The organism is Viscerimonas tarda (assembly GCF_054601255.1).
The window spans coordinates 1-2,569 of the sequence record NZ_BAAHWV010000102.1; the positions used below are offsets into that span (position 1 = coordinate 1).

General features: G+C 46.8%; 1 protein-coding gene and 1 pseudogene. Both read right to left on the minus strand.

What is annotated here, in order from left to right:
* A partial coding sequence (locus tag ACYPWY_RS15970; RefSeq protein WP_459686538.1) for a hypothetical protein occupies window positions 1-2,208 on the minus strand: 2,208 nt, incomplete at its 3' end.
* A gap of 27 nt (window positions 2,209-2,235) precedes the next feature.
* Window positions 2,236-2,569: pseudogene (locus ACYPWY_RS15975) on the minus strand (hypothetical protein); the annotation flags it as partial.

Here is a 2,569-nt window from a genome sequence, read left to right on the forward strand (position 1 = left end):
CGTTTTTCCGGTGTGCGAGGCGCTGTTCCACAGCTCGTCACTTTCCGGATTGTCACTTTTTCGTATCCATTTGAAATTGGCTTCCGGAATTTTATCCGTGACATCCATGCCGCCTTTTTGGACTGTTACCTGTAAAAGCGAGGAAACAATCCCGTTTTTAAAAACCGATCCGCTCGAAGACGTTATCTGTATAGAATATGCCGACTGACCGTCAAATTGTTTGAAAACAGTAAAAATACCGGTGTATTCTTTTCCCTCACAAACGGCAATGTATTTGACGGAAAGCACATTCCGGCTTTCCCAATAATGGGCGGAAGGCAGAATTTTTATAAAATCCTGATTTGCTCCGGCAATGTTTTTCCAAAGGGAACCGGAGGCGAGGTATTGCCATTTTCTTGTTGTTGCCGTAAAATTATGCTCTGCGGCATGGATATAAATTTCTGTCGGTTCTGCGGTGTTTTCCAATTCGTCCGGATAATGAAAAACGTCTGTTCCGCTTAAACTGACCGATTTGGGGAGCAGGTTGTCTTTCGCCTCATCATCAAAATCTTCCCAGCGGATAGTTACGTCCTGAAGCGCAATTGTGTCTTTTGTCCAGCGGAACCGTCCACCGGCAAAATGTCCCGTTCCGTCGGGCTTGATAACAAAGGAATTGTCGCGACTGCTGATTGAGCCGTCTTCATTGAGGCGCAACAGCGGGTTTTGAATTGTCCCGCCAATGCCGCCGCGTGAAAACCATGCGCCGTAATCCTCCACATACGAGAGCGTTCCGTCGGTCGGCTGGTATTGCGAGGGTGTTGCGCCCGCTTCCAACTGCGGGGCACAAATTCTTACGCCGGTTTCTGTTGTTTCCAAACGGATAACCATAGCGGCGTTTTCCGATTGCCGGATAAAAAACGAAACAGAATACCGCTTCCAATCGGTGGAATTAATGTCAATGGCTCCGATACAATGTTCGTCTTGATAAACAGTAAGTAAGCTTTCCCTGTTAGACTTTATCCATACGGAAAAACAGTATTTTTGTTCCGTATGGGCAGTGCGCCACTGTGCCGATTGCACAACTGATTGCGCCGAATTTCCGATTTGCAGGATTTTTCCTATTCCAACCGGCGTTTTATCCTCCGTAATGCAGGCAGCCTCATCCTCAAATGCACAATCAATGCTGTTTAAAATGACGTTCTTATGGATTTTTCCGACATAGAACGTGGACGAAAAACCGTTCTCATCCCCGGCGGTGAGTGTTCCGGCGATATTCACGTTTCGTGTGGCATACAGGTTTTGAAAGTATGCCCCGTAACCCTCCAATACGCCGAACACGGGGTCGATAATGCCTTTTACCTTCCCAATGCGCACTTTGGAGGCATTGGCAAAGTTTGCCAAATCCGCTTGCAGGACAATGTTTAAGTCGGCGATTTCTACAAAGTCCCCTTCCGAAAGCAAATGGACGGTCAGGTCTATTGAAAAACTTCTTTGATAGTGAGCAGGATAATCAACCGTTATGATATGCAGGAAGTATTTCCAGTTTTCTGTTATATTGATTATATCCGCGCCGTCCGTTTCTTCATCGGAAGTGTAGCCGAAACTTACCGGAACATTTTCCATTAATTTGGAAGCGCGGACTTTGTAGGAAATAACCAGCCTTTGCGGGTTTTGAACCTGTTTTTCGAGGGTTTGTTTCAAGCCGGTTTTTATTGCTTCCGGTTTCGGGACGGCATTCCGCGTAATCCTTAAAATCCTGCTTGTTTCCTGTCCGTCCTGTGTATAGTCTGCTGTTAGAAACTCCTTACCCATAACAGCGTATTTGTCCTTGCCGGAAATATCCGCCTCGCCGCTATCCATTACGGGATAGCACAGGGAATTTTCGCTTGCCATACCGTCAATTACATCCATATAGGGGGATTCGGCATCGGAAGCTGTCAGGTAAAGGGCGCCGCTTCTATCTCTATTGAATAAATTGGTAATGCGGACAAAATCCAGTATTTCGCCTGTTTTCGGCTCGTCGCCTTCGAGCAATGCTCCGATAAAATAGTGTGATTCGTTTCCCCCGATAATGTTCACGCCTGTTTCAAGGACAACCATTAAAGAATAAACGAGTTTGGGTGAGTCGAAATACTGACGCCGCACCACATCGCCAACCTGCAAGCCCTGCGTCTTTTTGGAGTCGGGACTTATCAGTATTTTGTATTTGGGGTAATGATATATGGACATAAAACTTTCATTTTCAATTCTCAACTTTCAATTCTCAATTTTTTCAACGCTGTCCCCGCAGCAACTGTCGCTAATCCAGAGCGAGCCGTTGGTTGCGCTGAGTTTTTGCACTTCCAGTTCATATATCCGCATTTTCTTCCGGACAGTCAGTTCGTCAAAGGTTGCCGATACATTACCGGTCGTTTGATTGCGGACAATCGCCCAGCCTGAGCCGGCAAAACCGGAAGAAAACAGTTCCGAGGAAATGTCTTCCAGAAACCAGGCGTTGCCGTAATGCTTGATGCCTCCGGCGGCAGCCAGCAAATACTGCCCGCTGTTTAAGAATAGGGCGCCGTCCGCCAAACGGGTGAAAGAATTGTCG